General features: G+C 62.4%; 25 protein-coding genes and 1 pseudogene. 12 read left to right on the plus strand and 14 right to left on the minus strand.

The annotated features are described in order from the left end of the window. Nucleotides 1-304: 304 nt before the first annotated feature. From BP737_RS04295 to BP737_RS04315, 5 genes and pseudogenes are all read left to right on the plus strand, one after another. On the plus strand, nucleotides 305-946 hold the full coding sequence (locus BP737_RS04295; RefSeq protein WP_292408850.1) for a carboxypeptidase-like regulatory domain-containing protein: 642 nt from the start codon (nucleotides 305-307) through the stop codon (nucleotides 944-946). After that, nucleotides 933-3,305, plus strand: coding sequence for a type II/IV secretion system ATPase subunit (locus BP737_RS04300; protein WP_292408848.1), 2,373 nt, complete (start codon nucleotides 933-935; stop codon nucleotides 3,303-3,305). The genes BP737_RS04295 and BP737_RS04300 overlap by 14 nt, the downstream gene beginning before the upstream one ends. Then, the gene (locus BP737_RS04305; protein ID WP_292408846.1) at nucleotides 3,302-4,225 is read left to right on the plus strand and encodes a type II secretion system F family protein; all 924 of its coding nucleotides are present in this window, start codon (nucleotides 3,302-3,304) and stop codon (nucleotides 4,223-4,225) included. Before BP737_RS04300 ends, BP737_RS04305 begins: the two co-directional genes overlap by 4 nt. 2 nt (nucleotides 4,226-4,227) lie before the next feature. Next, entirely contained in the window at nucleotides 4,228-5,283 is a 1,056-nt protein-coding gene (locus tag BP737_RS04310) for a type II secretion system F family protein (protein WP_292408844.1), read from the plus strand. A 283-nt stretch (nucleotides 5,284-5,566) separates the two neighbouring features. Beyond that, nucleotides 5,567-6,846 (plus strand): annotated as a pseudogene (locus BP737_RS04315) (SLC13 family permease). Nucleotides 6,847-6,853: 7 nt separating this feature from the next. Here BP737_RS04315 and BP737_RS04320 read toward each other — a convergent pair. From BP737_RS04320 to glnA, 3 genes are all read right to left on the minus strand, one after another. Continuing rightward, nucleotides 6,854-7,135 (minus strand): HEAT repeat domain-containing protein, encoded by a 282-nt coding sequence (locus tag BP737_RS04320; RefSeq protein ID WP_292408841.1) that lies wholly within the window; start codon nucleotides 7,133-7,135, stop codon nucleotides 6,854-6,856. A 164-nt stretch (nucleotides 7,136-7,299) separates the two neighbouring features. Further along, complete coding sequence (locus BP737_RS04325; protein WP_292408839.1) at nucleotides 7,300-7,557, minus strand: HEAT repeat domain-containing protein; 258 nt, start codon at nucleotides 7,555-7,557, stop codon at nucleotides 7,300-7,302. Between the two features lie 95 nt (nucleotides 7,558-7,652). Beyond that, the gene (gene glnA, locus BP737_RS04330; protein ID WP_292408837.1) at nucleotides 7,653-8,981 is read right to left on the minus strand and encodes a type I glutamate--ammonia ligase; all 1,329 of its coding nucleotides are present in this window, start codon (nucleotides 8,979-8,981) and stop codon (nucleotides 7,653-7,655) included. A gap of 119 nt (nucleotides 8,982-9,100) precedes the next feature. Here glnA and BP737_RS04335 point away from each other — a divergent pair, with 119 nt between their 5' ends. Next, nucleotides 9,101-10,156 carry a class II glutamine amidotransferase gene (locus BP737_RS04335; RefSeq protein ID WP_292408835.1) on the plus strand — a complete coding sequence of 352 codons (1,056 nt, stop codon included), beginning with the start codon at nucleotides 9,101-9,103 and terminating at the stop codon, nucleotides 10,154-10,156. Nucleotides 10,157-10,206: 50 nt separating this feature from the next. Then, the gene (locus tag BP737_RS04340; protein ID WP_292408980.1) at nucleotides 10,207-11,661 is read left to right on the plus strand and encodes a glutamate synthase-related protein; all 1,455 of its coding nucleotides are present in this window, start codon (nucleotides 10,207-10,209) and stop codon (nucleotides 11,659-11,661) included. Between the two features lie 16 nt (nucleotides 11,662-11,677). On the opposite strand, the gene BP737_RS04345 is transcribed toward BP737_RS04340, so the two are convergent. From BP737_RS04345 to BP737_RS04360, 4 genes are read right to left on the minus strand one after another with little or no spacing between them, the layout of a single operon-like run. After that, the gene (locus tag BP737_RS04345) at nucleotides 11,678-12,838 is read right to left on the minus strand and encodes an aconitase X catalytic domain-containing protein (RefSeq protein WP_292408832.1); all 1,161 of its coding nucleotides are present in this window, start codon (nucleotides 12,836-12,838) and stop codon (nucleotides 11,678-11,680) included. Between the two features lie 3 nt (nucleotides 12,839-12,841). Next, nucleotides 12,842-14,083, minus strand: a complete 1,242-nt coding sequence (locus tag BP737_RS04350; protein ID WP_292408829.1) for a UbiD family decarboxylase — start codon at nucleotides 14,081-14,083, stop codon at nucleotides 12,842-12,844. Nucleotides 14,084-14,086: 3 nt separating this feature from the next. Beyond that, nucleotides 14,087-14,632 (minus strand): UbiX family flavin prenyltransferase, encoded by a 546-nt coding sequence (locus BP737_RS04355; protein WP_292408827.1) that lies wholly within the window; start codon nucleotides 14,630-14,632, stop codon nucleotides 14,087-14,089. A gap of 14 nt (nucleotides 14,633-14,646) precedes the next feature. Next, nucleotides 14,647-15,855 carry an HD domain-containing protein gene (locus BP737_RS04360; RefSeq protein WP_292408824.1) on the minus strand — a complete coding sequence of 403 codons (1,209 nt, stop codon included), beginning with the start codon at nucleotides 15,853-15,855 and terminating at the stop codon, nucleotides 14,647-14,649. 47 nt (nucleotides 15,856-15,902) lie between these two features. Between BP737_RS04360 and BP737_RS04365 the strand changes: the two genes are divergently transcribed. Together BP737_RS04365 and cofD are read left to right on the plus strand one after the other, a co-directional pair. Further along, complete coding sequence (locus BP737_RS04365) at nucleotides 15,903-16,811, plus strand: 2-phospho-L-lactate transferase CofD family protein (protein WP_292408822.1); 909 nt, start codon at nucleotides 15,903-15,905, stop codon at nucleotides 16,809-16,811. 73 nt (nucleotides 16,812-16,884) lie between these two features. Next, nucleotides 16,885-17,790: a 2-phospho-L-lactate transferase gene (gene cofD, locus BP737_RS04370; RefSeq protein ID WP_292408818.1), complete on the plus strand. Its 906-nt coding sequence runs from the start codon at nucleotides 16,885-16,887 to the stop codon at nucleotides 17,788-17,790. An 11-nt stretch (nucleotides 17,791-17,801) separates the two neighbouring features. Here cofD and nifU read toward each other — a convergent pair whose 3' ends face one another. The 5 genes from nifU to BP737_RS04395 form a co-directional block, all read right to left on the minus strand. Beyond that, nucleotides 17,802-18,188 (minus strand): Fe-S cluster assembly scaffold protein NifU, encoded by a 387-nt coding sequence (gene nifU / locus BP737_RS04375; RefSeq protein ID WP_292408816.1) that lies wholly within the window; start codon nucleotides 18,186-18,188, stop codon nucleotides 17,802-17,804. An 11-nt stretch (nucleotides 18,189-18,199) separates the two neighbouring features. Further along, nucleotides 18,200-19,354 carry a cysteine desulfurase family protein gene (locus tag BP737_RS04380; RefSeq protein WP_292408813.1) on the minus strand — a complete coding sequence of 385 codons (1,155 nt, stop codon included), beginning with the start codon at nucleotides 19,352-19,354 and terminating at the stop codon, nucleotides 18,200-18,202. 12 nt (nucleotides 19,355-19,366) lie between these two features. Next, nucleotides 19,367-19,726 (minus strand): DsrE family protein, encoded by a 360-nt coding sequence (locus BP737_RS04385; protein WP_292408810.1) that lies wholly within the window; start codon nucleotides 19,724-19,726, stop codon nucleotides 19,367-19,369. Between the two features lie 110 nt (nucleotides 19,727-19,836). After that, nucleotides 19,837-20,088 (minus strand): sulfurtransferase TusA family protein, encoded by a 252-nt coding sequence (locus BP737_RS04390; protein ID WP_292408806.1) that lies wholly within the window; start codon nucleotides 20,086-20,088, stop codon nucleotides 19,837-19,839. Nucleotides 20,089-20,097: 9 nt separating this feature from the next. Then, nucleotides 20,098-20,340: a sulfurtransferase TusA family protein gene (locus tag BP737_RS04395; RefSeq protein WP_292408803.1), complete on the minus strand. Its 243-nt coding sequence runs from the start codon at nucleotides 20,338-20,340 to the stop codon at nucleotides 20,098-20,100. Nucleotides 20,341-20,756: 416 nt separating this feature from the next. On the opposite strand from BP737_RS04395, the gene BP737_RS04400 reads away from it, so the two are divergent. The 3 genes from BP737_RS04400 to BP737_RS04410 all read left to right on the plus strand — a co-directional run bounded on the left by BP737_RS04400 (nucleotide 20,757) and on the right by BP737_RS04410 (nucleotide 23,585). Next, a complete protein-coding gene (locus BP737_RS04400) occupies nucleotides 20,757-21,299 on the plus strand; it encodes a pyruvoyl-dependent arginine decarboxylase (RefSeq protein WP_292408800.1) in 543 nt (180 codons plus the stop codon). 97 nt (nucleotides 21,300-21,396) lie between these two features. Next, entirely contained in the window at nucleotides 21,397-22,686 is a 1,290-nt protein-coding gene (aspS, locus tag BP737_RS04405; RefSeq protein ID WP_292408797.1) for an aspartate--tRNA(Asn) ligase, read from the plus strand. Next, nucleotides 22,683-23,585, plus strand: coding sequence for a methionine synthase (locus BP737_RS04410; protein WP_292408794.1), 903 nt, complete (start codon nucleotides 22,683-22,685; stop codon nucleotides 23,583-23,585). Before aspS ends, BP737_RS04410 begins: the two co-directional genes overlap by 4 nt. Nucleotides 23,586-24,467: 882 nt before the next feature. Here BP737_RS04410 and BP737_RS04415 read toward each other — a convergent pair. Together BP737_RS04415 and BP737_RS04420 are read right to left on the minus strand one after the other, a co-directional pair. Beyond that, nucleotides 24,468-25,052, minus strand: a complete 585-nt coding sequence (locus BP737_RS04415) for an RAD55 family ATPase (RefSeq protein WP_292408791.1) — start codon at nucleotides 25,050-25,052, stop codon at nucleotides 24,468-24,470. Nucleotides 25,053-25,126: 74 nt separating this feature from the next. Then, nucleotides 25,127-26,677 carry a class I adenylate-forming enzyme family protein gene (locus BP737_RS04420; protein WP_292408788.1) on the minus strand — a complete coding sequence of 517 codons (1,551 nt, stop codon included), beginning with the start codon at nucleotides 26,675-26,677 and terminating at the stop codon, nucleotides 25,127-25,129. Nucleotides 26,678-26,689 lie beyond the last annotated feature (12 nt).

Raw genomic sequence — 26,689 nt, forward strand, 5'->3', positions numbered from 1 at the left:
GTCCGGCAGCGATACAGTCTCCCGCGACAGCACCTGAAATCCGGCAGTTCGACCTATGGAGGTTTCCTCAGAACGTTACTTTAGCGAAGTTCCGGGCCTCTTCATGTTTCTTCTACTTCCGGGAGCTCACTGTCGATAATCGGTCTCCTGGAGGTCAGGAATACGCCGCTTTCAACAGTATCTTTGTCTGAATTGAGATCGATTAACACAAGATATTAATAATAGTATACTGATGTGGTATATTGTGATTGGGGGCGAAAAACCCCCTCTCCAGCATAAAAAAATACCATACCTGAAGATGTGCATGGAAATAAACGACCTTATGGACGAGATCCTTCTACAGTCGGCGTATGAAGGGCGTTTTACTCTTGATGAGTTATTGCATCACAGTAGTGTTCATCCCCCGACCGGAATTGCGGTCTCGAAAGAAAAGACGCATGCGTTTTTCCTGCTTCTTCTTGGGGGCGAACCGGATGGCGCCATATTTGTCGATGAGAGGGGTACGCTCTTTGGCGACGCGGCGGCCCTGCACCTCTCCGGGAATGAAGAGTTCGAACTCTTCCAGGTGATGCCGCAGATCGTCGATGCGCTGGTATCCCGTTGCAGAGTCTTCGAGAAGAGCCACCTGAAGAAGAACGGCCGCCTCGACATTCCGACCATCGGTGCTCCTACCCGACAGCGGATAGGGGTGCTCTGCCTGACCGTGCGCGATAACTCGGGGACACCCCTTGCCGGAGCCCAGGTCTCGATCAGAAAAGGAAAGGTTGTCATGACGAGCGATGTGACCGATTCCGGGGGCAAAGTCTGTTTTCGGCTGCTTAACGGGCGTTATATGTGCGTGGTCTCTGATCGAACAGGAGAGCGGACACGGTGCATCATTGAATTCCATGAACCTCAGGTAGAATCGTGCGTTGATATTGGGGGCATAGAGGATGAGAGCGAATGAGGATGAAGAACGTGAATTGATAACAGCAGTCAGGAATCTTCTCGCGCAATCCGGGAAACCGGTGACCGGCAATGAGGACACTGTGACGGGGATTGACAGCGGAAAACTCGCGACGGGGGCGGACGAATCTGTACCGCCGTCTCCACCCAACGGGGAGACGGCACAGGAGGAGGCGGTTCCGGTGAGTGCCGGATCTGCTCCCGGCGAAACGGAGGAGCGACCGACCCCTTCCTCCGGGGGCTGGCGTACGGGCGGCGGCGAAAATCTGGTCCGATCGCTCCTGGAGAGAATTGAGCGGCAAAAGTCGGGTGTTGCAAAAGAGGCCGCAGTTTCTCCGTCCCGGGCGGCAGGAGATGCCGGGACCCGGGCGGGAGCGCCGCTCTCTTCCGCCGGGCGCAATGCTCGCTCCGGCATATTCGACCGAATGAGGGGGCTTAAGGATGCCGATGCGCCCGACCCCTCCGACAGGGAGGACTCCGGTGCGGCGACCGTCGATGAGCCCGGACCTGACGAAGACCTTTCTATCGGGGTGGTGTCGGTCGACGACCTCGGGAACCTGGCAGACCTGATCCTTCCGAAGAGTGCCACGTTTACGGTCGAGGAACTGAACCTCACTCGCAACGAGCACCATTTTGATTTCGTCGATAACGCCCGGGTCGTATCGGAGTTCGACGACCTCTTCTCCCGAGCCCTTTCCACCGCCACGCTTGCTGCGGCTGCGGCACAGGCGGCTCCGGCCGACGAGGCTCCGCAGTCCCGACTCGGGTTCCTCACGAAACTCCATCTTCCGAAGGCCACGGAGACGATCGAGGAATACGACCCGGCGCTCCACGGTCCGCTCGTCGATCTCGCGATGCGACCTTCGCCGGGACTGGAGGAGATTGAACTCTACCCGGTGAACGAGCCGTATGCCTATGTCCGGGTAACCTACGACGGCACGACGCGCGAATACACCTACAGTGTCATCGAGCCGGTGCTCACGCCCGGTGAACTGGAACTCTTCGAGGAGATCAAGGAACGCCTCTTTGAAACGCTCGACGTCACCACCCGGAATCTCACTCGCGACGAAGCCCTGAAGGCGCTTCGTGATGCAGCGAACGCAATCATTGCCGATTACGGGATCCACATCACGCCGCCCGGGCGGGAGAAGGTGCTCTACCATGTGGAGAAGGAGTTCCTCGGCGACGGGCTTATCGACCCGATCATGCACGACAAGTATATCGAGGATATCTCCTGCGACGGTGTGAACAGCCCGATCTTCGTCTATCACACGACCTATGAATCGATGAAGACGAGTCTCATTTACCAGAGTGCAACGGACCTCGATTCGTTCGTCACGAAACTCGCGCAGCGGGCCGGGAAATATATCTCAATCGCCGAGCCGATGCTGGACGCAACGATGAGCGACGGGTCGCGTATCCAGATGACGCTCGGGTCCGAGGTGACCGCTCACGGCTCGACGTTCACGATCCGGAAGTTCCGGGAAGAACCGATCACGCCGACGGACCTTATCGAATGGCACACCTTCTCGCCGCTCGGGATCGCGTTCATCTGGCTCGCGGTCGAGAACGCCAAGTCCTGCATATTTGCCGGCGGTACGGCGTCGGGGAAGACGACGACCCTGAACGCCATATCACTCTTCATCCCCCCGCTCGCAAAGATCGTCACGCTCGAGGATACCCGTGAGTTAAAACTCCCCCACCCGAACTGGATCCCGAGCATCACGCGAGACTCGTTCTCGCAGGACGGGCGGGGCGAGATCGACATGTACGAACTTCTGCGTGCCGCCCTCCGGCAGCGCCCCGAGTACATCCTGGTCGGCGAGGTTCGCGGCCGTGAAGCCCTGACCCTCTTCCAGGCGATGAGCACCGGGCACGTCACCTATGCGACGATGCACGCCGACTCAGTGGCAAGCGCCGTTCACCGTCTGGAGAACCCGCCGATCGACGTGCCGAGGAACATGCTCTCTGCGCTTTCTCTGATGTCCATCCAGGTGCAGGCCCGGATAGGCGGCCAGCGGATCCGGCGCAACAAGCAGCTCATTGAGATCCTGGATATCGATCCCCGGACGAACGAGTTGATCACGAACGAGGTCTTCCGGTGGTACCCGGCGACCGATGAGATCCGGTACTCCGGCAAGTCCTACATTCTTGAGCAGATCATGGAGGACCGTGGATGGAGTGAGGAACGGATGCAGGAAGAACTGAAACGACGGCAGGAGGTGCTTGAATGGATGCGCATCAAGAAGATCCGCTACTTCCGCGACGTCAGCAAGATCCTGGTCTCCTACTTCCGGGACCCTGAGGCGGTCGTCGAGCGTGTGCGTGCCGACCTCTACGGTGAGGGGGGAGCGGCATGAACAGTTATGAGCGGTTCTGTTTCAACCTGATCGGCCGTAACTTAAAGAAGAAGCGGGGAGACTTCGTCCAGCTCAGGAACGACCTGACGGGGGCCCGGATGAATACGCCGTTTGAGGCCTACCTTGCGACCGCTTATGTATCCTCAATCGTCGTTGGGCTGGTCGCCGCCGCGTTCATCGGGCTCCTGACCTATCTCCTGCGGGTCCCCGAGATGATCACCTACAAAGGCGCGGTCCCCGCGTTCCTTTACGCGTTAAACGACTATAAACTCTTGCTCGGCACCATCGTCATCACGATCCTCTCTCTCCTGATCTTCGGGGGCATAACTTACCTGATCTTCCTCCTCTATCCCGGCATCCAGGCCGGGGAGCGCCGCCGGAATATCGAGGCGACCCTCCCGTACGCCGTCAACTACGTCACCGCCATGTCTTCGGCGGGGATCACCCCGGACGAAGTCTTCCGGCTGCTTGGCCAGAGCAAGATCTACGGCGAGAGTGCCGTCGAGGCACGTTACGTCTCCCGTGAGACCGACTTCTTCGGGAAGGACCTCCTTGACGCCCTGCGGGTCGTCTCGCAGGCGACGCCGAGCGACCGGATGCGTGAGTTCATGCAGGGCGCCGTTGCAAGCATCTCCAGCGGGAGCAACCTTACGGAGTATTTCCGCTCCAAGGCTCACCAGTATGCGCTCGAGAACAACCAGCAGCAGAAGTCGTTCCTTGAGACGCTCGGGCTGATCGCGGAGTCTTACGTTACGGCAATGGTCGCAGGCATGCTCTTTTTAATCATCCTGCAGTCGATCATGACGCTCATCTCCGGTGATTCGAGCCCGCTCTTCCTCTATATTATCATCTACCTGCTCGTGCCGTTCGGGAGCGTCATGTTCGTCCTCCTGATCAGCTCCATGACCCCGGAGGTGTGATTATGGGATTTAAAGACATTTTAAACGATTTCCTGAACCGATCCCCGGATAAGACTCCGCGTCCGGATAGTGCGGCTGCAGAGAGCGTTCCGACGCCCGACACATTCGATGAGCAGGACCAGGAGATCTTCTCGAAAATTGAGAGCCGGCGGAAGTACCAGGAAGGGTTTTACCGGTTCGTCAAGCACCCGCTCCGGGCGATGATCGAGGAGCCCGCCACCGTCCTCTTCGTCTCCATCCCGATAGCGCTCCTTTTCCTCATCGGCGGGTCCTTGAGCCTGATCCTCTCCTATGGCGTCGGCGTCCTCTTCACGACGACGATGATCGACGACATCTTTGTCTTCTCGCTCCTTATCGCCATCGTGCCGCTTGCAATCCTCGACCTCAAAGAGGGGTTGCGGGTGGATAGTATCGAGGCGTCCCTCCCGAACTTCTTCCGGGACGTAGCCGGAATGAACGACTCGGGCATGACGCTTCCGCACGCCATCCATATCGTCTCGGAGGGCGAGTACGGGGCGCTGACTCCGCACGTCCGCAAACTCGATACCGAGATATCCTGGGGTGTCCCGTTCGTGGAGGCCATCCGCCGGTTCGGGAAGGCCGTGAACACCCATCTTGCCGAGCGGAGCGTCGACCTGATCGCCCACGCAAGTTCCGCCGGCGGCGATGTGAGCGAGGTATTGCGGGCGGCGGCCCACGACGCTTACGAGTTCTTCAACCTGAAGACCGAGCGGAAGAACGGTATGAGGATCTATGTGGTCATCGTCATCATGTCGTTCTTCGTCTTCCTCTTTGTCATAGGGGTGCTCTCGAGCACCTTCCTCACCACGATGGCGGAGGCGGGAGAAGCGGTCGCGGCGTCGGGGTCGAGTCAAAAGTTCATCGGCACCGTGGACCTCTTCCTCTACAACCGGCTCTTCTGCCACTCGGGAATGATCCAGGGATTCTTCTCGGGGCTTGCGGCGGGGGTTATGGGCGAAGGCCGGGTGCTTGCAGGGCTGAAATACGCCGCCGTCATGGTGCTGGTCGCCTGGGTTGCGTTCAGGTTCTTCATCTGAATAATCCGGACGAGTTTCTTTTTTTTGAGATGCCCCAATCCTGTCGACCGGAGCCCGGGGCGCACCGGTGCATGCCGCCGTCCTCCCGCATGAATGTCTCCGAGCCTCAGAAATGCGGAGTTCCGCCCTCCCGGCGGCTATGGAGATCGGCACAGTTATAGGACGGCCACGCGAACCTGAACTCAGGATATTCATTTTTTTCGGAGAGTTCCATGACCAATAGTCAATCTCCCGCGACATGCCTCGCCGCCCCGAACCCCAACCGTATCCCGGGCGGAGGAGCATGACCGTCGGCCCGGAACTGATCGCCGTCGTCGTCTTCATCGTAACCTACGCGCTCATCGTCGACGAGCGGATACACCGTGCGGCGGCGGCGATGCTCGGCGCCGCGGTCATTGTTTTTCTCCACATCGTCCCGTGGGAGAAGATCCCCGAGTACGTCGACCTCGGCACCATCTTCCTCCTGATGGGGATGATGATCATCGTCAACATATCTCGCGAAAGCGGCCTCTTTGAGTATATCGCCATAAAAACGGCGAAACTTGCAAAAGGGAGCCCGATGCGGGTGCTGCTGCTCTTCTCAATAGTAACCGGCCTCACCAGCGCGTTCCTCGACAACGTCACCACGGTCCTCCTCATCACCCCGATGCTGCTCTACGTCGCGAGCGTCATGAACGTCTCTCCCGTCCCCTACCTCATCGCCGAGATCTTCGCCTCCAACATCGGCGGGGCGGCGACGCTCATCGGCGACCCGCCGAACATCATGATCGGCTCGGCCGCCGGCCTGACATTCAACGAGTTCATCGTCAACATGGCGCCGATCATGGCGGTCGACCTCATCGTCGTTCTGGGGATGCTCGCCCTCATCTACAGAGAGGATCTCCATCTCTCACCCGGCGAACGGGCGGGGATCGAGAAGACGTTTGCGGACCTGAAGGAGCGGGAGGCGATCCGCGACCGGCCGCTCTTCGGAAAGTCGGTCGCCGTCATCCTGCTCGTCATCGGGATGTTCTTCTTTCAGACCGGCTCGGCCTGGAACCCGCCCTCGTCGCCCTGATCGGCGCCGCGATCCTCCTCGTCTGGAGCAGGCAGTCCCCGGAGGCGATCTTTGAAAAGATCGAGTGGCCGGCCCTCTTCTTCTTCGGCGGGCTCTTCGTCGTCGTCGGCGCCCTCGTCGAGACCGGCGTCATCGCAAGCATCGCCGGGCTTGTGGTCGAGAACGTCCATTCGGAGGGTGAGGCCATGCTGATCATCATCTGGTTCTCGGCACTCGCCTCCGCGATCGTGGACAACATTCCCCTGACCGCCACCCTGATCCCGCTGATCTAGGACATGGGCGTGTCGATGGATACCTACCCGCTCTGGTGGGCGCTCTCGCTCGGCGCCTGCCTCGGCGGCAACGGCACGGCCATCGGTACGTCGGCAAATGTCGTCGTGCTCGGGATTGCCGAACGGAACGGTCACGTCGTCTCGTTCGTCGAGTTCCTGAAGGTGGGTATGCTCGTGCTCTTCGTCACGGTCGGGATCGGAACGGCGATGCTCTGGCTCAGGTTCGCCGTCTGAGCAGCGTCTACCAGGTCGGCGGGGGCTGCCCGGGTTCCCGGGCGGCCTCGACCTCCTCAATCCGGCCGACCACCCACTTATACGCAGTTGCGGCCGCCTCCCGGGTTGAAGCGCTCGGGTCCTCTCTTCTCATCCGGTCGAGCGGCTCTCGCGCCTTCGGGTCGGCGATCATCCCGAGGGAGAGGGCCGCCAGAGTCCTGACAAACTCGTCGGCATCTCCGAGGGCCCGGATCAGCCCGTCGACGTCACGGTTGTTGCGCAGGGTATCGATATCGTCGAGTGTCGTCATACACACGCGAGATGCACGTCCCGGTGGTATATACCCTTTTCGGATGGGCAGCCGGGCATCGGTCGAGCAGGCACCTCTTCAAGGATACGCCCAAAACAGTACTTTGAATCAACCGGCGCTCGATCTCTTCGAAAAATTCGTTCGCCCTATCGGGCACAAAAAAGTCAGACGCCTTCCGCTTCCCTTTTCGCCGCGATCCTCGCCGCGACCTGAGCCTGTGCAATCGAGGCCGCACGTCGGATACCCACGTCCGGGTCCGTGAACTTCAGCCGCTCCAGCGGTTCGAGCGCACGTTCGTCCCCGGCGAGGCCGAGGGCTTCAGCCGCCGCCAGCCGCACGGTATCCGCCGGGTCTAAAAGCGCCCGGATCAGTCCGTCGATATTCCGTGCCCTTCGCATCATGTCGATATCGTTCTCTCGCATACAAAACCTTCCGTATTGATCGATAATACATTTATATTGTGTTTGTTATATAATCAACGTTTGAGGCGGAGATTCCGCCGCATATAAAAAAAAGGCTAATAGGTTGCAAGGTAGCGGTCGAGTTCCCAGGGGTGGACCGCCGTCCGGTAGGCGTCCCACTCGGCGTTCGTGGCGTTTGTGAGCGCCTCGACAACATGGGGACCGAGCGCCCGGCAGATGAGGTCGTCGGCGATCAGGGCCTGGTGGGCCTCATAGAGGTCTCCGGGCAGCGTCTCGATCCCGGCGCGGTCTCGCTCGACGGAGGTCATGTGATAGATGTTATTGCCGGCGCCGACCGGCGGCTCGATCTCCTCCCGGACGCCCTCCATCCCGGCGGTGAGCATCGCGGCGAAGGCGAGGTAGGGGTTGCAGGTCGGGTCGGGGCTGCGGAACTCGACGCGGGTGCTGTTGCCGCGGGGAGCCGGAACACGGATGAGGGTTGACCGGTTGCTCGCGCTCCAGCTGATGTAGCAGGGCGCTTCATATCCGGGAACGAGCCTTTTATAGGAGTTGATCGTCGGGTTCGCGACGCGGGTGATGGCCTTTGCGTGCCTGAGCAGCCCGCCGATGAAGTGCATGCAGGTCTTCGAGAGCTGGAGCGGCGCATCGGGGTCGTAGAAGGCGTTCGCCCCGTCTTTTGCAAGCGAACAGTTGGTGTGCATCCCGCTCCCGTTGATCCCGTAGATCGGTTTTGCCATGAAGGACGCATGCAGACCGCGCATCAGCGCCATCGTCTTCACCGCGAATTTGAAGGTAATGACGTTATCCGCCGTATGGAGAGCGTCGCTGTACTTGAAGTCGATCTCGTGCTGACTCTCGGCGACTTCATGGTGCGAAGCCTCGATCTCGAATCCCATCTCAGTGAGGGCGAGAACGGCCTCACGCCGGAGATCTTCCGCAAGGTCGGTCGGGGCAAGGTCGAAGTAGCCGCCGCCGTCCTGGAACTGCGTGGTCGGTCTGCCGTCGAGCACCTTAAAGAGGAAGAACTCGAGTTCCGGCCCGGTGTTGAAGACATACCCGTCCTTTGCCGCGTCCTCCATCGCCCTCTGGAGCACGTAGCGCGGGTCGCCCTCAAAGGAGTGCCCGTCCGGCTTGCAGACATCACAGATAAACCGGGCAACCCTGTTTTCCCGGGGCCGCCAGGGCAGGAGGGTGTAGGTCGAGAGGTCGGGTTTGAGCACCATGTCGGACTCTTCTATCCGGACGAAACCCTCGATCGACGACCCGTCGAACCCGATACCGCCGGTCAGCGCCTTTTCGGCCTGCTTCACCGGGATAGCAACGTTCTTCGGCAGCCCCAGGAGGTCGGTGAACTGCAACCGGAGAAATTTGACGTTATCCTGCTCGATACGCTCAAGCATTGCTGAGATGGTCTCGGGGGACATATGGAAGGAAGATTCCTTCCAATAGTATTTATATCTAGCGAGATCATATCTACCTGAGCGTTCCCCAACCACCCCGGACCCCGGGAGACGTGAAGGGGGGCGGATCGACCGTGATGGCAATGTGTGGCATAATTGGCGTAATGGACAGAAAACGCCGGACCATGGACGGTTCCGGCATCCGACAGGCCCTCTCCATGATGAACGAGCGCGGCAGCGGCGAGGGGGCAGGGTACGTCGCTTACGGCGTCTACCCCGACTACCGGGACTGCTACGCCCTCCATGTCTTCTTCGACAACATCCGCGAGAGTAAACCGCTCCTCGATGCGACGCTCGCGCAGTGGGGAACGATCGAGCACGACGAGGCTATCCCGACCTACGACCAGCAAAACCTCCGGGTGCCCTGCACCCCTTGGCGCTACTTCTTCAAGCCGGACGCATCCCTCGCGGTGCCGGGGAGCGCGACGCCGGAGGAGGACGTCGCCAGCGCCCTCGTGATGCAGGTCAACGCCGCCCACCGGGGTGCTCTCATATTCTCGTCCGGAAAAGACCTCGGCGTCTTCAAGGCCGGCGGGTGGCCGGAGGACGTGGCGGACTTCTACCGGATCGAGGACTACGAAGGGTATCTCTGGCTTGCGCACAACCGTTACCCGACCAACACCCCGGGCTGGTGGGGCGGCGCGCACCCCTTCAACCTCCTTGACTGGAGCGTCGTGCACAACGGCGAGATCACCTCCTACGGGACCAACCGGCGCTACATCGAGAGTTTCGGCTACACCTGCACGATGTTCACCGACACCGAGGTCGTCGCCTACTTAATCGACCTCCTGGTACGGCGGCACGGGCTCGACGTCGACCTTGCGGTCCGGGCGCTCGCCCCTCCATTCTGGGAGGATATCGACCGGATGCCCGAAGCCGAGCGGGAGTGGAACAGCGCCCTCCGGCTTACGTACGCCCCCGCAATGATGAACGGGCCGTTCGCCATCGTGGCTGCAAACGCCGATACGATGGTCGGGTTCACCGACCGGAGCAAACTCCGGCCGATGATCGTCGGTGAGTGCGGAGACCGCCTCTATATTTCAAGCGAGGAGGCGGCGATCCGGGCCATGGAGCCGAAAATCGAGTCGATCACGATGCCGGCCGCAGGAGAGCCGGTGATCGGGAGGGTTGCCCCGTGATCGGGAGCCTGCCTTCCCGGTACCGGATCGAGGTCGACCCCGTCCGGTGCATGGAGTGCGGACGGTGCATCGAAAACTGTTCCTACGGTGTTTTTTCCCGGGACGGCGACCGGATATGCATCAATTCCCGGAACTGCACCGCCTGCCACCGCTGCATCGCCTGCTGCCCCCGGGACGCCATCATGCTCGAGGAGCACCCCTGCGACTACCGGAGCCATCCCCTCTGGACCCGGGAGGCCCGGGAAGCGATCTACAACCAGGCCAGGACGGGGAAGATCATCCTTGCCGGGATGGGAAACGCGCTCAACTACCCGGTCATCTTCGACCGTCTGGTGCTGGACGCCTGTCAGGTCACGAACCCGAGCCTCGACCCGCTCCGCGAACCGATAGAACTCCGCACCCATATCGGGAAGAAACCGGCGCGACTGGACCTCCGGCGGCGGGAGACGGGCGACATCGAACTCCGGACACGGCTCACCCCGAACCTCCGGGTCGAGACCCCGATCATGATCGGGCACATGAGTTACGGTGCAATCAGCCTCAACGCCCAGGTGGCAATAGCCCGGGCGGCAAAAGAAGTCGGGACGTTCATGGGCACCGGAGAGGGCGGCCTCCACTCCGCTCTCTACCCCTACCAGGATCGGATGATCGTCCAGGTCGCCTCCGGGCGGTTCGGCGTGAACATCGACTACCTGGAACGCGGCGCCGCCGTCGAGATCAAGATCGGTCAGGGAGCAAAGCCGGGAATCGGCGGGCACCTTCCCGGGGAGAAGGTCTGCGACGAGATCTCCCGGACGCGGATGATCCCGACGGGGAGCGATGCGATCAGCCCTGCACCGCACCACGACATCTACAGCATCGAAGACCTCGCCCAACTCGTCCGCGGCATAAAAGAAGCGACAGAGTGGAAGAAACCGGTCTTCGTCAAGATCGCCGCCGTCCATAATGCGGCCGCGATAGCCGCCGGCGTCGCCCGGTCTCCCGCCGACGCCATCGTCGTCGATGGGTTCCGGGGCGGGACGGGCGCGGCGCCGCAGGTCTTCCGCGACCACGTCGGCATCCCGATCGAGGCGGCGGTCGCGAGCGTGGATAGAAAACTCCGTGACCAGGGGATCCGAAACGAAATCTCGGTCATTGCAAGCGGCGGCATCAGAGGAAGCGCCGACGTCGCGAAGGCGATTGCCCTTGGAGCGGACGCGGTCTACATCGGCACCGCGGCGCTCGTGGCGATGGGATGCCGGGTCTGCGGGAACTGTTACCGCGGTCTCTGTCCCTGGGGCATCGCCACCCAGCGCCAGGATCTCGTCGAACGCTTAAACCCCGACACGGCGTCGAAGCAGGTGGCGAACCTGATCCATGCCTGGACGCTCGAACTTGCCGAACTCCTGGGCGCGGCCGGGATCAACAGCATCGAGAGCCTGCGGGGCAACCGCGACCGGCTCCGGGGCTATATGCTCGACGAGAGCCTGATGCAGGTTCTCGACGTCAGGTCGGTGGGGGCATGAGAACCCTCCCCGGCTCTCACGACGTCGCAACCTCGACACACTCTCTTCTCGTCCCGATCCGGGCGAACGCCCCGCACATCCCCGGGACGTAGGCGAGGGCTTTCCCGGAATCCACCATAATCGAGTGAAACTCGTCCATCCGCGGCGAGACGACCATGCAGGTGTCCGGGATCACCCGGGCGCCGCTCCTCTCGATGGCGGCGACGAGGTCGGGGTTACCCTGTGCGACCCCCCGGGCGGCGAAGACGTAGAATGGCTTTGTCGTTGTCTTTCCTTTGAGGAGGTCCGCGAGGTCGCGAAGCTCGGCGGCGGAGCAGTGCGGGCACCCGACCGCGACCGCCTCGACCTCGGTCTCCGCAAAGAGGTCTTCGACCTCGCTTTCGGTCACCGTCACCCGGTCGAGGCCGTCGGTTGCAAACGAAAAGATCCGGGCCTCAGGGGTGATCTTATCGACGTGGAAGAGGGCGACCGCACCCGTCGCCGCCATTGCGGCGCCGAGGGCCTTCAACTGGTCGCGACCCGGCCGGATACCGGAAAAGATCGGGACCCGGTTCCCCACCTTCTTCCCGGCGATGTAGCCGACGGCGCCCCAGTGGTCGGCCCGCGGACCCGTGCCGCCCTCAACCTCGACGACGACCTGCGGCCGCCGGTTCTCGACGATGTGCAACCCGTAATAGGGGGTCTTCCCGATAATCGCCGCCGCAAGGGCACTCGGCCCGCCTTCCCGGTTGGTCCGGGCGCCGAGGACCGAGTTGGCGTAGGCCACCGCCGACGACTCCGACCAGGCCAGGTGCTCCCCGTACTCCGTGATGCGAAGGTAGTAGGGCGTGCAGGTGCACTCGATCTTTATGCCGAGCCGCCGGTAAGCCCGGACGACCTCCTCCTGGTTGCGGGCGAACTCTTCGGCGATCCCGAACTCCTGCCACCCCTCCTGCGGCATCCCGATGGGGTTTAAGACCGTCGGAACCGCAACCCGGGCGTTGAGGCTCTGCAGCCAGGCAAGCCCCCACTTCCCGATGGTCTTGTAGGACGCGCCGCTCACCTGGGCGCTCGCAATCGGGATGAGCTTCTCGGCCCCGTAGACTCCCCCGAGCGCGACCAGGATCTCCATCATTTTCTGGCGTGTTTCGCCGAATTCCCCGGCAAGCACCCTTTCATCATCGTTATCGAGGTACATAGACTACGGCCACCCCGCCCTCTTAAATTCGTCCTCTCTCCCCATAACCATCGTGGCATCGACCCCGACCTTCACGTTCGTCCCGTCGGCAAGGCGCGTCGGGTCGAGCGACGAGCCCCGCACCCCGGTGACGACCATGATATCGGTATCTCCCCGCACCCTTGTAGCGATCGCGTACTCGACATCGTAGGGGTCGCGGATATCGATGTCCTCGTCCACCACCACGACGTGCTTTAAGGACGTATGGGCGGCGAACGCCGCCATGATGGCGTTTTTCGCGTCTCCCTGCGTATTTTTCCGGATCTGCACCACCGCATGGAGGTAGCCGGCGCCGCCTTTCGTGAGGAGGACGTCACGCACCGTCGTCACCTCGCTGACCGCGCGATAGATCTTCGGTTCATACGGCGCTCCCATCAGGAGTTTGTGCTCGTCGCCTGCGGGGAGGATGCCGTGGTAGATGGGGTCCTCCTTGCAGTACATCCGGGTGAACTCGATCACCGGCTGAAGGCGCACGGGGTCGTAGGTGCCGGTGATATCGACGAACGGCCCTTCCGGGGCCGTCTCCGCCCCGATGAAACCTTCGAGCACGATCTCGGCGTCGGGAACGCGGACGCCGTTCCCGCACTCGCGGACGGCGAGTTCCCCGCCCATCAACTCCGCGGCATAGGCGAATTCCTTTCCTTCCGGTACACGGGTGCAGGCGGCAAACGTCACGAGCGGGTGGGTGCCGACGGTGACCGCGACCGGGAGCCTCTCCCCCCGGGCAAGAGCCGCCGAAAGCAGGGTGTGGGTGTGCCTCCCCTCCACCAGGCGGGCGGCCACCCTTCGGTCGTCGAGGACCATCAGCCGGTGGATGGAGGCGTTCTCCACACCGTCAAAGCGCGAGAAGACGATCCCGGACGTGAAGTAGCGCCCGGCGTCCCCGGGGAAGTGTTTCATGACCGGAAGGCGGGAGAGGTCGGCGGGGGTGCCGCCCTCGCATCGTCCGGCGTCCGTCACGCGGCCGCTGTAGGTCGCGGCCGCAAGGTGTTTGACGAGGCCGCGTTCATCCACGCCGAGCGCCGCTGCAAGCGACCGGCGGTCGGAAAGAAGGTTCATCACCGCCCGGTGACCGTCGAGGTCGTGGAAGAAGAGGATCTTATCGGTCCTGCTCGCCATACGGGGAGCCTCGTAGACGGTCGAGCAGGGCCGCTCGATATCCTCGACCCTGCCCTGCCTGCGCATCATTGCTATGAAATCACGCATCTGTTATCCACTCCATCGGGTCCCGAGACGGTGCTCGACACCAAGGTGGTCGAGCACCCGGGCCACCACCATATCGACGAGGTCGTCGATGGTCTTCGGGTGCTGGTAGAAGGGGGGGCTTGCGACCATCACGGTCGCGCCGGCCTCGTCGGCGGCAAGCATATTCTTTAAATGGACCCGGGAGAGCGGCATCTCCCGGAGGAGGAGGAGGAGGGGCCGCCTTTCCTTGAGGCAGACATCCGCCGCCCGGGCGATCAGGTTGTCCGCGAGGCCGTTGCTGACCGCGGCAAGCGTCTTCATGCTGCAGGGGACGATCGCCATCCCGTCGTAACGAAACGAGCCGCTCGCGATATCGGCCGCGAAGTCGCTGTTATCGGCGTAGATGGCGTCGAACCCGGAGAGGTCCACGCGCTCGATCGCGGCTATCTGCCGGGCGACGTCGGAGACGACGATATGCACCGTTGCGCGGTCGCAGAGCACCTCGAGCAGGCGATGGGCGTAGATGACCCCGCTTGCCCCGGTGACCCCGACGACGAATTCTTTCTTCATGTGCTCCTCATGCGTTATGCAACTACAAGTTTATCCTGCTTTGTCGCCCGCTTCACCCGGAGCACCTCCATCGCCGCCTGCTCCACCGCGTGGCGGTGCTCCTCCGTCGTGTAGACGCCAAGACGCCATTGCTGCCGCCGGGTATCGTTTAAGGTGTTGATGAGGGGGGAGACTTCCTCGATATCCACCATGGCGTGGCTGTTCCTGACCCGGACCTCCATCGAGAGAGGGCCCGGGAGGCGGGGGATGTCCACAAGCACCTCGTCCTCCGGGACCCCCGCGGTCCCGGCGATTGCCCGGGCAAGGTCCCGTTCCCGGGCCGCCCCGAGGTTCTGCTGGAGGGCGGCGGCGTTCACCCGGTCTTCGCCGACGTAGAGCGCCCGCTTATAGAGGTCACGGGCGTAGACCCGGCAGGCAAGGTCGCGGGTGATCGCATGCGGGGAGTGCTTCAGCCGCTCCATGCAGGCGGCATCGTCCATCCGCACGAGTTCGCAGGCGTCGACACCCGGAACGTTCTGCACCTCCTCGCGGAGGGCATGGACGAACATGCTCGTCGCGATCCGGCTGACGTGGTGGAAGTAGACCGCCGGGCGCATGAGGGTCCGGGCGATGAGGAGCGACTCGGCGGCGTTGATCCCGCCTTCAGAGAGGCCAATGCCGGATTCGGCTAAAACGGTGCACCGGATCAGCCGGTGAGCGTCGACCGTCCCGTAGGGCACGCCGGTATAGTGAGCGTCCCGCATCAGGTAATCCATCCGGTCGACGTCCAGGCTCCCGTGGATGATGCTCGCGAGGCGGTGCTCCCCCGAGACGACGGCACATACCTCGGCGGGGTCGATCCCCTCCGCTTCGAGGACCCCGGCGATCGTCCCCTCCCTGACGAGGCGGTCGATCTGGTGGTGGCTCCTCCCGGTAAACTCCTCCATCACCGGTTCGGTGACGTGGGAGAAGGGGCCGTGGCCGATGTCGTGGAGGAGGGCGGCCGTGGTGACGAGCCGCGTCTCGCCGTCGTCAAGCCCGAGGTTCCCGCACATGAGACCCGCAAGGTGCATCGTCCCGAGCGAGTGCTCGAACCGGGTGTGGTTTGCGCCGGGGTAGACGAGGTTTGCAAACCCGAGCTGGGTGACGTGACGGAGACGCTGGACCGGCATCGAGTCCAGCAGACGGAGTGTCAGCGCATCGGCCTCGACGTAGCCGTGAACCGGGTCCTTGATGATCTTCATCAGTTCCGTTAAGAATCTTGGGAGATAAACGATAAAGGTATTCAGCCATGATCACCTTCCTTTCGGCCGGGCCCGGAGTGCCTGCACTCATACAGGGCGTCCGGCAGATCCTCTACGACAGCGAGATCGCCGTGGTCGCGAGCACCGCCGGGGACTGCTGGGTCTCGGGGGGCCACTGTGCGCCCGAGATCGATACCGCCGTCTTCCTCTTTGCAGGCATCCTCGATACCGGCCGGTGGTGGGGGATTAAAGGGGATACCTGCATCACCCACGGCTACCTCCCGAAGGTTGCGGGCGGCGAACCCTTCCCGGTCGGCGACCGCGCACGTGCCGTCCAGATCGCCCGTGCGGGGCTTCTCAACGAGGGCAGGACCCTGACGGAGGCGGTGCAGGCGCAGTGCCGGGCGCTCAACATCGGGGCGACCGTCCTCCCGACAACCGACACGGAGGCCCCCCTGTTCGTCGATACCGGCACCGAACGTCTGCCGCTCCTCACCTACCGGATGACCGCCGGGGCCGATACCGAGGTGCGGGAGCTCGTCCGCACCGCACCCGGGTCACCCGCGGTCACGGACGAGGTGCGTGCGGTGATCGAGGCAAGCGACGCCGTGGTGATCGGCCCTGCGAACCCGGCGGCGAGCGTTCTCCCCCTCCTCGACTGCACCGGGATGCGTCGCCTTCTCCGCGACCGGTTCGTCATCGCGGTCTCGCCGTTCCAGGGGGGTGTTGCGCCGGACCCAAAGGACACCGCGCTCATGTACGCCGTCGGCGAGACGCCGACCTCTCCCGGGGTTTTCCGGCTTTACCAGGATGTTGTCGACGTTTTTGTCCAGGACCTCCACGACCCCGACGAGGTCGCCGGCTCGCTCCGCCTGGAGACCCATCTTCTGCACGAGCGCCAGGCGGAGTCGCTCGCCTGGGACATCATGGCGGTCATTCGGCACGCGGTTTCGTGAAACGAGGGATATTCATCGCCCATTGCGATTGGAAACGCTCATATACGGATAGGCCCGATACGCTATTTGTTCAATGATAACCTTCCTCTCGGGCGGGACCGGGACCCCGAAGCTCCTCCGAGGCATGCTGGAGCTGCTGGAGGAGCGGGAGATTGCAGTCATCGTCAACACAGCCGAGGATATGTGGCTCTCCGGCAATCACCTCTCGCCTGATACCGATACGGTCATGTACCTCTTTGCGGGCATCCTCGATACCGGCCAGTGGTGGGGAATCCGCAACGACACCTCCATCACGCACGACCTCCTCGCGAGACTCGGCATCGAGGAGTTCATCGCCGTCGGGGACCAGGACCGGGCGGTGCACATCGCGAGAGGAGAGATGCTCAGAAGCGGCATGCGCCTCACCGAGGCGACCTCGGTGCTCTGCCGGAAATTCGGCGTTCGGGCCACCGTCCTTCCGATGACCGACTCCGCCGTGACGACCTACGTCCACACGCCCCGGGGCGAGATGCATTTCCAGGAGTACTGGGTGAAACACCGGGGGAACGTAACGATCGACGGCGTGGTCCGCCGGTTCCGTCAGCCGCCGGTTGCGACAGAGGAGGCTATCCGGGCAATCGAGGCGAGCGATGCCGTGGTGATCGGCCCGAGCAACCCGGTAACGAGCATATCGCCCATTCTCGAGTGTGCGGGGGTGCGGGAGGCACTCCGCCGTCACCGGTGCGTCGTCGCAATCAGCCCCTTCATCGGGGACGCGCCGATCAGCGGCCCGGCGGCGGCCCTGATGCAGGCTTTTGGAAAGGAGCCCTCATCGGCCGGGACCTACGGACTGTATGAGGACCTCATCGACGTCTTCATCCAGGACATCCGGGACCCCGTCCGGATAAAGGGAGCGCTCCGGCGGGATACCCTCATGGCCTACCAGGGAAAGAGCCTGGACCTTGCAAAAAGCATCATGACGCTGGTCTACCGGTGCTGAAAAACCCACATCTACTTCTTCTGCTTCTCCCGGTAGTCCTGTATCGCCGCGTGGAGTGCGTCCGCTGCGAGATTGGAGCAGTGCATTTTCCGGGGCGGCAGCCCCTCAAGTTCGGTCGCCACATCGTCGCGGGTGATCTGCATCGCTTCGTCGAGCGTCTTTCCCCTGGCGAGGTCGGTAACCATGCTGCTCGTGGCTATGGCCGACCCGCACCCGAACGTCCGGAACTTGATATCCTCAATGACATCATCCTTGACTTTGATGAAGATCTCCATGATGTCCCCGCAGACCGGGTTGCCGACCTTGCCGTAACCGTCCGCGTTCTCGATCACCCCGACGTTGTGCGGGTTCATGAAGTGCTCCATCACCTTCTGGCTGTATCCGATCTGGTCTGCCAAATTCTTCACCCCTATAGCGGAGTAATGGCCCGCAGGCGTTTAACTGTTTCTCTGACGGCGTCTACAACCCGGGGCGCCTCGTCCGCGCGGTTCTCGCGCCCGAGCGTTGCGACCATCGACCCGTGCGCCTCCTCGTGGGCGAGCCCGATGGCAAGGAGGACGTGGGAGGCTTCGAGCGTCCGTGAGGTGCACGCCGACCCGGTGGCGACGGCGATCCCGAGCATGTTCATGGCAAGCTGGATGCTCTCCCCCTCGATCCGGGAGAAGCGAAAACTCGCGTGGTGCGGGAGCCGCTCCGTTGGGTGGCCGGTCAGGTAGGCCTCCTCGATATCCGTGATCCCGGCGATAAGCCGGTCCCGGATCGCGGCAAGGCGCCTGCTCTCCTCCGGCATCTCTTTTGCCGCAAGCCGGGCCGCCTCTCCCATACAGGCGATCCCGAAGACGTCCTCGGTCCCGGGCCGGAGACCGCGTTCCTGCCCGCCCCCGACAAGGACCGGCTGGACCCGGACGCCGGGGCGGATGTAGAGCGCTCCCATCCCCTGAGGTCCCCCGAGCTGGTTCGAGGAGAGGGTGGCGAGGTCGATGCCGGCGCGCTCCACGTTTATCGGTACCCGTCCGGCGGCGTCGGTGGCGTCCACGTGGAGAAAACCGCCGCGCGCGTGGACGATCTCCGCCACCTCGCGGATCGGTTCGATCGTCCCGATCTCGTTGTTTGCGTAGTGGACCGACGTGACGACGGTCTCCGGCGTGACCGCCTCTTCGAGGGCGCCGAGGTCGATCGTGCCGTAACGGTCGACCGGGACCTCTGTAACGGCAAAACCCTTCTTCAGAAGAACTTTTGCCGGGTTCAGGACCGAGATGTGCTCGATGGTGCTCGTAACGACCCGCTTGCCCCGTTTCATGTTCCGGAGCGCGGTCCCCCTGACGGCGATGTTGTTCGATTCGGTCGCCCCGCTGGTGAAGATGACCGAAGCCGGGTCGCTCGCGCCGATGAGCGCTGCCACCTCCTCCCGCGCGCGGGAAACAGCCTCCTCTGCCGCAAGCCCTTCCCGATAGATCGTGGAGGGGTTGCCGGCGAAACCGGCAAGAAACCGGTTCCCGAACCGGAGGACCTCAGGGTGGATCGGCATCGCCGCTGCGTGGTCGAGATAGATCCGCTCCTCCATACCCGGCCGCTCCTAGAACGTTATGACCGCATCGGCGTCGAGTGCGAGGTCGTTTAAAGTGAGTGCACCCACGACCCGGCCTTCCTCGATGAAGTCGCCCCGCGCCATACCGAAGAGCTGGGTGCTCTGCTCGCAGATGTAGATTGTCGCCCCCGCGGAGATCGCCTGGTCGCGGATCTCCGAGAGTTTCGGGAAACTTCCAACCTTGATCTTCTCCGCTGCGCCTTTCTTGACGACCGTCACCCCTTTGATCATGAAGAAGATGTCGGCGTCGATGTCTGTCGCGCGCGCCGTCATCGCGAGCATGAACGGGGCATACAATCGCTCCGGGGTGTCGGTGCCGCTGGTCTGGATGTAAAGTATCCGCGCCATGCCGGTTTACACTCCTTTTCGGGCGGATAACGGTGCCTTCTCCTCGTTCACGGGCTCCTGGTTCCCGCCCTCCCGGGTCGGGAGGTTGTCCGCATAGCCGCCGGTGTTCATCACGTCGCCTCTGTCGTCACCGTCGCTCCTTTGCGCACGAGGAGGGTCGTCACGCCCGATGCGAAGTGTTCTTCCTCGAGCGCGTGCCCGCTCTGACCGGCCCAGGACCTGACCTCCTCGACAAGGTCCGGCTTGTCGGTCGTCACCTGCAGGACCTGTCCCGCGTTGAGCGTCTCCATCCCCGCCTCGATCGAGAGCAGGGGCGATTGGCAGATACCAATGCAACTGACCGTCTTATCCGCATACACCATTTTCCTCACCTACTTCATCTTCCTGATGCAGAACCTCATGACCCTGTCATTCTTCTCGAACTTCACGATCTTGTGCCCTACGCGGCCTGCCCAGCGCCGGATATCCTCTTCCGCGGCAGGGTCATCCGCCTCGACCTGGAGCGTCTCCCCGACGTCGAGGTTCTCGATTGCTTCCCGGGTCATCATGATCGGCATGGGGCAGTAGAGCCCGATAGCGTCCACGACCGCCGTGGGTTTATTCTCCGGTCCCATATCCTTACCTTCCGTTGCGGGAGAGCATGAGAGAATCCCGGGTGCCGCGACGCGTCAGCGACAACCCCGGCTGCACCGGATGCAGCACCATCACTTATAAGCGTTCCTCCGGGTGCGTCCGGAACGCGGGAGAGACGCAGATGCCGTTCCCCGGCAGACTTGAGGAATGTTTTTCGATATGGGCGGTTCCCGTAACGATTTCGGTTCAAGCGGTCTCCAGAGAGAGATCGACCGGCATTGAGAGCGGTTGCGGCCACCCCGGGCATACCCGGATAAGTCGTATTTCCCGGCAGTTTCCGGGTTTATCCGCATATTACTGCACTGATGTCAAAAAGAGACGAAAATGAGCGTAATTTTCCATTCGTGGCGGATATAACCGAAAATATTAAAAATCTCTAGCGATAAGAAGATCTTCAATGTTCGTTCCGACCAAGTGTTTCTTTACAAAGGGTGTGGGCATCCACAAAGACAAACTGGCGTCATTTGAACTGGCTCTCAGGCAGGCGGGCATCGAGAAGTACAACCTCGTCTACGTTTCAAGCATCTTCCCCCCGAACTGCCGGCTGGTCTCGAAGGAGGAGGGGCTGCAGCACCTCGCTCCGGGGACCATCGTCTACGTCGTCATGGCCCGGAACGAGACCAACGAACCAAGCAGGCTCATCTCCGCCGCCATCGGACATGCGATGCCGAAAGAGAGCAACGCCTACGGCTACCTCTCCGAGCACCACGCTTTCGGAGAGACCGCAGAGGTCTCGGGAGAATACGCGGAAGACCTTGCGGCAACCATGCTTGCGACAACGCTCGGGATCGAGTTCGACCCCGACAAAGCGTGGCAGGAACGCGAACAGATCTACAAGGCAAGCGGGCGGATCATCAACACAACCCACACCTGTCAGTCGGCAAAAGGAGATATGAACGGGCGCTGGACGACGGTCCTCTCCGCCGCGGTCTTTCTCTGATTCTCTCAGTCCCGGAGTATTCCGCGAAGCGTTCTCCCGGCGGGGGAGCGCAAGACAAAATACCTTCCGGGGCCCACACTATATCCAGGTTTTTCATATGCGTCTACCAATACGGGCCGTAACCCCACAGACTGAATCTGCCGAGGTCATCGGCTGGGTGCACGAGGTCCGCGATCTCGGAGGACTTACGTTTTTCCTGATCCGCGACCGGACCGGCATCGTCCAGGTGACCGTCCCGAAGAAGAAGGTCACGGCGGAGATCCTTGAAGCAGCCCGGAACGTCTCGCGAGAGTCCGTGGTCAGGGTCCGGGGCAGGGTCAAAGCAATCGAGAAGGCCCCCGGCGGGCGCGAGATCGTCCCCGAGGAGTTCGAGGTCATCAGCCCCGCGGAGAGCCCGCTCCCGCTCGACGTCGCCGAGAAAGTGCCGGCCGAACTCGACACCCGGCTTGACTCCCGGTTCCTGGACGCGAGGAAGCCGCGTGTCCGCGCCATCTTCTTCATCCGCTCGGCGGTGACCTGCGCCGCGACCGTGTTCCTCGCCTCCCGGGGCTGCATCAATATTACAACCCCGAAGATCGTCGCCGCCGCCACCGAGGGCGGCACCGAACTCTTCCCTATCGCCTACTTTGAGAAGGAGGCATTCCTGAACCAGAGCCCCCAGCTTTATAAACAGATGATGATGGCCGCCGGGTTCGAGGCGGTCTTCGAGCTCGGCCCCATCTTTCGCGCCGAGGAGCATAACACCGTCCGGCACCTCAACGAGGCCACGTCGCTTGACGTGGAGGTCTCGTTTGCGGACCATAACGATGCCATGGAACTCCTCGAAGACCTGATCGTCCACGTCTACGACTACGTCGCAGAGAACTGCGGCGAGCAACTTGCGGAACTCGGGGTTGACCTCACGGTTCCTGAGAAACCGTTCCCCCGGATACCCTATGCGGAAGCGATCGAGACCGCGAACCGCACCATCGAGGAGAAGCTCGCCTTCGGCGACGACCTCTCCCCGGCGGCCGAGCGGGCGATCGGAGATTCGGTCGGAACGCATTACTTCATTGTCGACTGGCCCACCGACATCAGACCCTACTACGCGATGCCTTACCCGGACAGACCCGAGTTCTGCAAGGCGTTCGACCTCATGCACCCCCGTATGGAGCTCTCCTCCGGCGCCCAGCGTATCCACCAGTACGACCTCCTGGTAGAACGTATCCGCGCAAAGGGCCTCTCTCCCGAGAGCTTTGAGTTCTACTTAAACACGTTCCGTTACGGCATGCCCCCGCACGCCGGATGGGGGCTCGGCATCGAGCGCCTGGTGATGACGATGCTCGATCTCCAAAACATCCGTGAAGCGGCGCTCTTTCCACGCGACCGGCACAGACTGACCCCATGACCCTGACAAGCGTGCGCCTCCCGACCACGGTGGTCGGGAGTTACCCGGTGGTGAAAGGCTCGGGGATTTTAGCCCTCATGGACCCGCTCAAGCATGCGGTGGAGGTAGCGGTCGCCGGCCAGATCGACGCCGGGATCGATATCATCTCCGACGGTCAGGTCCGGGGCGACATGATCCGTGCCTTCACCTCCCACCTCCCCGGCATCCGCGGGTCTTCGGTAATCGGGAAGGTCCAGCCGGCCCGACAGCCCATCACGCTCGCCGATACGAAGTACGCCCTCTCCCGGCACCCGAAGGTGAAGGGGATCCTCACCGGCCCGAGCACGCTCGCGCACGGTCTTTCGATCGAGACGCCGTTCTACCGGAACCGGGACGAACTGGTCCTCGACCTCGCGCAGGCGCTCGCCGTCGAGGCGGGCTACCTTCAGGACGCCGGGATCACGCTCCTCCAGGTAGATGAGCCCATCTTCTCAACGGGTGCCGCAAACATCGCCGTCGGCCGCGAGGCGGTGAACGCGATCACCGCCAGGCTCCGGGTGCCCGTCTGCCTCCACGTCTGCGGAAATCTCGGGACAGTCATCGACGACATCCTCCGGGCGAACGTCACCGTCTTCGACTTTGAGTTCGCAAACAACCCCGGAAACCTGGAAGTGATCTCAAAAAAGGATTTGCGCGGCCGAATGATCGGCTACGGGTGCGTGGACTCGACCGACCCCGGTGTCGAGAGCGTTGAGACCATCCGCAAGCGGATCGAGACCGGAATCGATGTCTTTTCGCCGGAAGCAATGCTCATCGACCCCGACTGCGGCCTTCGGATGCAGACACGGGACGCGGCGTTCGGGAAACTGAAGAATATGGTTGTTGCGACGGGTTTAGTCCGGGCCGAGTATACGGACTGAGCGGGTAGTCCGGTATGCTGTCTCACGAGAGGCTGCGAAGGGGGGTTGTCGCTTTTCTTACCGAATGGCGCTCAAACCCTCCTGATTTTTCCATGTAGTGAACTACCCCGCGCCTTTTGGGCGCGGCTTCCTGCTTCATTCCTCCTCCATTGAGGCAGGTCCACAGGCTCAACGGCGCGTTCCGCGCCTGATATCAGGTTGCTTGGTTCTCGCAACACAGATAGAACATTATTGGATGGATTGATAGAAGAATGTACCGTATCGAAATTGATTACAGGAAGGGCGTTCCGCTTCACGGAAGATGCTCCGCATCTTCCTGACAGGCACAACCCTTTGGGTTGTGCCGTGCCATCCTCACCCTGAAGGGTGGGGTCTTCACGCTTCACCCCCCTTCACCCCCGCAAGATAAACGGTCATGATTGCGGGGAAGCCCGGTACACTGGACCGTGGCGGCTATCGCCTTTAGGGGATCTCCCCGCACACGGCACGGCACTCCTCACGACCCCACTCGAAGATCTTCGGTCTTCTCAAGCTCCGGTTCTAGCGAACCATCGCACCCCGCCCGGCCTCCTCATTCGTACCTTTGGGGCGGGGGCAGTGCGTGGCGACAGTCATGAGGAATCTGTGCCCGGGCGTGGCCCCGGAACCCAAGAACGATGCTCCCCAATTTATCATATTGGTAATTGGGAATCGGACCACTATTGACTGCTACCCCAATCTTTCGCGTGAGAGAGCAATCCCGCATACCAGGATTGCAAAATAAGGTGAAATGATCCACTCGCGGGTCCTGAACTTCGAAAGTGCAAAAGTTCGGCGTCCGAATAAGCCGGAGTGCGACGCCCCGAACCGTGAAGGTGCCTCCTGCAAAAGAGTATTCCGGCCTTAAACCACCCTGCTCGTCGTCGAGAGTTCAAGGCCCTTCGCGGTGATGTGATAGGGGATGACTCGTTGCGGCACGTCCGCACCTTTGAGTTTCTCGATGGCAAGCGTCCGCTCGAACTCGTTGCCGTTGACCTGACTCCTGAGGGAGATGAAGATATCGACGGCGCGCATTATCCGTGCTTCCTCAAAGGGGCCGTGGAAACCGGTGTAGAGGAGGTAGACGATGTTTGCCCCCCCTTCGATGAGTGCACGGGTATCTTCGACGACGAGCCCGACGGCGGCGTCGATTCCCCGGGCGGCGATCAGCGTTGAGAGGGAGTCCACGACGATCCTCTCTCCCCGCATGGCCCCGGCCAGCGTCGCGGCGTCCATGCCGCGTGCGTCGGTCATACCTTCCCCGGGCACGGCATCATACATCAGGTAAGCGCCTGTTCTCTTCCCGGATTCCCAGAACTGCTGCGCCAGGAGTTCAAGGCCGCTCAAAGGTGATCCGGAGATGACGATGCTGGTGCCCGGAGCGAATCCCCCGTCGAGTGCAAGGTCCAGGCCCGCGATTCCTGTCGAACGTCTGGAAGTGTCTGCCACGTCTATCTCTCGGTGAAGTTTCTAGCGGTACCTATTCGCTGTCTTTCCTTAAATCACCCCCGAAGTGCGATCCTTCACGCCGCCGACGTCCCGGCGTCGCAGTAGAGTTCCCGAAGGCGCTTCCGGAGGAGTTTCCATCCGTTCACCCGGGGAACCTCGTCGGCAAGGATGACCTGACGGGGAACCTTGTAGCCGGCGAGGCGCTCGCGGGCGAAGGCGATGATCCCGTCGGGGGTGATCTTCTCCCCGTCGGCGGGGACCACCACGGCAACCGGCACCTCGCCCCGGTGCTCGTCGGGACACCCGAAGACCGCCGCGTCACGAACGCCCGGGTGCTGAACGAGCACGTCCTCGACCTCGGTCGGGTAGATCTTCCAGCCAGACATGACGATCATGTCCTTCTTCCGGTCGGTGATGTAGAGCATTCCGCCCCTGTCCTGGTGGCCGATGTCGCCGGTCAGGAACCAGCCGTCGGGGAGGAAAGCAGCGCGGGTCTCCTCCGGCATCTGCCAGTAGCCGAGCGCCACCGCGGGCCCCCGAAGGGCGATCTCGCCGTCCTCGCCGAGCGGAAGCTCCCGGCCGGAGTCGTTCGCATCGACGATCTTCACCTCCGAGAACCCGACCGGCGTGCCGACGCTCTTAAACTCATCTGCGGTCGCGTAGTGTTCGGGGCGGATGGCGGTTCCCGTCCCGACGACGATCGTCTCGGAGAGGCCGTAGGCGTTGACGATGGGAATCCCGAACCGTTCGTGGAAGGGTTTCCAGATGCCGGGCATCAGAGGGCCGCCGCCGCTGATCAGCACCCGGGCGGTGGCGAGCGCCGTCTCGGTCCCCGGCGGGGTCTGGAGAAGAGAATGGATCACCGGCGGCATGCTTGCGACGACCGTGGCCCGATACTCACGGGCAAGGTCAAGGTAGCGGGCGAGATCGAACCGCTCCATGACGACGTAGGTCCCGCCGGCCCTGAGGGTGGCGATGCCCCAGCTCACCCCGACGTGCCCCATTGGGTAGATCCCGAGGAAGATGTCGTCGTCGGTGATCCGGAGAACGTCCCGTTCGGCGTCCATGGCCGCGATCCAGTTCCCGTGAGTGAGCATGGCGCCTTTCGGTTTGCCGGTGGTGCCGGAGGTATACTGGATCTGACAGAGGTCGTCGAACCGGCAGTTGGCGGCACGGAGGTCCGCCGGTGCACGGAGGAGATCGGTCCACGGGGTGGCGCCGTCGGTCTTTCCGCCGACGGCAACGACATGTCGGAGCGTCGGCGCCCTGTCCCGGATGCGGCCGACGAGAGCGGCTCCTTCAACGTCGGTGATGACGGCGACGGCCCCTGCATTGCGGACGGCGTAGAGAACCTCGCTCTCCCGATAGACCCGGTTCGTCGGGACCGCAACGGCGCCGATACGCCAGAGGGCGAGGTAACCGACGAGGTACTCCACCGAACTGTCCAGGTAGATGCAGACCCGCTCCCCGTGCCCGATCCCGAGGCCGCGAAGACCGCAACCGACGCGGGCGACGCGGTCCCGAAGGTCGGCATAGGTATAGGATTCTCCCCGGGAGGGGACAACGAGAGCGATTTTCCCGGGGTTGCAGGCATTTGCATCGAGGAATGTGGTACAGTTCGGCATTGGTGGGCTCCA

The organism is Methanoculleus sp. UBA291, assembly GCF_002499755.1.
Classification (GTDB): domain Archaea; phylum Halobacteriota; class Methanomicrobia; order Methanomicrobiales; family Methanoculleaceae; genus Methanoculleus; species Methanoculleus palmolei.

What these genes read in the sequence shown, in the direction of transcription:
- BP737_RS04390 (WP_292408806.1), bottom strand. Translation starts at nt 20,088, where the DNA reads ATGGTGTATGCGGATAAGACGGTCAGTTGCATTGGTATCTGCCAATCG.
- glnA (WP_292408837.1), bottom strand. Translation starts at nt 8,981, where the DNA reads ATGTCCCCCGAGACCATCTCAGCAATGCTTGAGCGTATCGAGCAGGAT.
- BP737_RS04300 (WP_292408848.1), top strand. Translation starts at nt 933, where the DNA reads ATGAGAGCGAATGAGGATGAAGAACGTGAATTGATAACAGCAGTCAGG.
- BP737_RS04320 (WP_292408841.1), bottom strand. Translation starts at nt 7,135, where the DNA reads ATGACGACACTCGACGATATCGATACCCTGCGCAACAACCGTGACGTC.
- BP737_RS04345 (WP_292408832.1), bottom strand. Translation starts at nt 12,838, where the DNA reads ATGTACCTCGATAACGATGATGAAAGGGTGCTTGCCGGGGAATTCGGC.
- BP737_RS04295 (WP_292408850.1), top strand. Translation starts at nt 305, where the DNA reads ATGGAAATAAACGACCTTATGGACGAGATCCTTCTACAGTCGGCGTAT.
- BP737_RS04380 (WP_292408813.1), bottom strand. Translation starts at nt 19,354, where the DNA reads ATGGAGGAGCGGATCTATCTCGACCACGCAGCGGCGATGCCGATCCAC.
- BP737_RS04340 (WP_292408980.1), top strand. Translation starts at nt 10,207, where the DNA reads ATGGAGTGCGGACGGTGCATCGAAAACTGTTCCTACGGTGTTTTTTCC.
- BP737_RS04360 (WP_292408824.1), bottom strand. Translation starts at nt 15,855, where the DNA reads ATGAAGATCATCAAGGACCCGGTTCACGGCTACGTCGAGGCCGATGCG.
- BP737_RS04335 (WP_292408835.1), top strand. Translation starts at nt 9,101, where the DNA reads ATGTGTGGCATAATTGGCGTAATGGACAGAAAACGCCGGACCATGGAC.
- BP737_RS04410 (WP_292408794.1), top strand. Translation starts at nt 22,683, where the DNA reads ATGACCCTGACAAGCGTGCGCCTCCCGACCACGGTGGTCGGGAGTTAC.
- BP737_RS04365 (WP_292408822.1), top strand. Translation starts at nt 15,903, where the DNA reads ATGATCACCTTCCTTTCGGCCGGGCCCGGAGTGCCTGCACTCATACAG.
- BP737_RS04325 (WP_292408839.1), bottom strand. Translation starts at nt 7,557, where the DNA reads ATGCGAGAGAACGATATCGACATGATGCGAAGGGCACGGAATATCGAC.
- cofD (WP_292408818.1), top strand. Translation starts at nt 16,885, where the DNA reads ATGATAACCTTCCTCTCGGGCGGGACCGGGACCCCGAAGCTCCTCCGA.
- BP737_RS04420 (WP_292408788.1), bottom strand. Translation starts at nt 26,677, where the DNA reads ATGCCGAACTGTACCACATTCCTCGATGCAAATGCCTGCAACCCCGGG.
- BP737_RS04385 (WP_292408810.1), bottom strand. Translation starts at nt 19,726, where the DNA reads ATGGCGCGGATACTTTACATCCAGACCAGCGGCACCGACACCCCGGAG.
- BP737_RS04400 (WP_292408800.1), top strand. Translation starts at nt 20,757, where the DNA reads ATGTTCGTTCCGACCAAGTGTTTCTTTACAAAGGGTGTGGGCATCCAC.
- BP737_RS04350 (WP_292408829.1), bottom strand. Translation starts at nt 14,083, where the DNA reads ATGCGTGATTTCATAGCAATGATGCGCAGGCAGGGCAGGGTCGAGGAT.
- BP737_RS04395 (WP_292408803.1), bottom strand. Translation starts at nt 20,340, where the DNA reads ATGGGACCGGAGAATAAACCCACGGCGGTCGTGGACGCTATCGGGCTC.
- BP737_RS04310 (WP_292408844.1), top strand. Translation starts at nt 4,228, where the DNA reads ATGGGATTTAAAGACATTTTAAACGATTTCCTGAACCGATCCCCGGAT.
- aspS (WP_292408797.1), top strand. Translation starts at nt 21,397, where the DNA reads ATGCGTCTACCAATACGGGCCGTAACCCCACAGACTGAATCTGCCGAG.
- BP737_RS04305 (WP_292408846.1), top strand. Translation starts at nt 3,302, where the DNA reads ATGAACAGTTATGAGCGGTTCTGTTTCAACCTGATCGGCCGTAACTTA.
- BP737_RS04355 (WP_292408827.1), bottom strand. Translation starts at nt 14,632, where the DNA reads ATGAAGAAAGAATTCGTCGTCGGGGTCACCGGGGCAAGCGGGGTCATC.